Annotated in this window: 1 protein-coding gene; it reads left to right on the top strand. The window is 78.6% G+C overall.

Annotation, left to right across the window (positions count from 1 at the left end; translation table 11 throughout):
• Window positions 1–421: HAD family hydrolase (locus tag OO48_RS34035; protein ID WP_033223551.1), on the top strand; the 421-nt coding region annotated here is incomplete at both ends.

Genomic DNA, 421 nt, shown 5'->3' with positions numbered 1-421 from the left:
GGCACCACCGAGGACGAGGCACTGCGCCTGGCCGGCGCCCTCGAACACGCCTCCGAACACCCCATCGCCCGGGCCGTGGCCACCGCCGCGCAGGAGCGGTTCGGCGACCTGCCCGCCGTCGAGGGCTTCCGCAACCGGCCCGGCCTCGGCGTCCAGGGCACCGTCGACGGCCACACCGTCCTGGCCGGACGCACCCGCCTGCTCGACACCCCCCTGCCGGCCGCCCTCGCCGCCGCCGCGGCCGCCGCCGAGCGGGCCGGGCGGACCGCCGTCGCGGTCGGCTGGGACGGCACGGCCCGCGCCGTCCTGGAGGTCGCCGACACCGTCAAACCCACCAGCGCCGAAGCCGTCACCGCACTGCGCGCCCTGGGCCTGCGCCCCCTCCTGCTGACCGGCGACAACCACCTCGCGGCACAATCGG

This window comes from Kitasatospora phosalacinea, assembly GCF_000716545.1.
Lineage (GTDB): Bacteria > Actinomycetota > Actinomycetes > Streptomycetales > Streptomycetaceae > Kitasatospora > Kitasatospora phosalacinea.
Note: the sequence above shows the minus strand (reverse complement) of the source record. Positions and strands in the feature narration are given on the sequence as shown.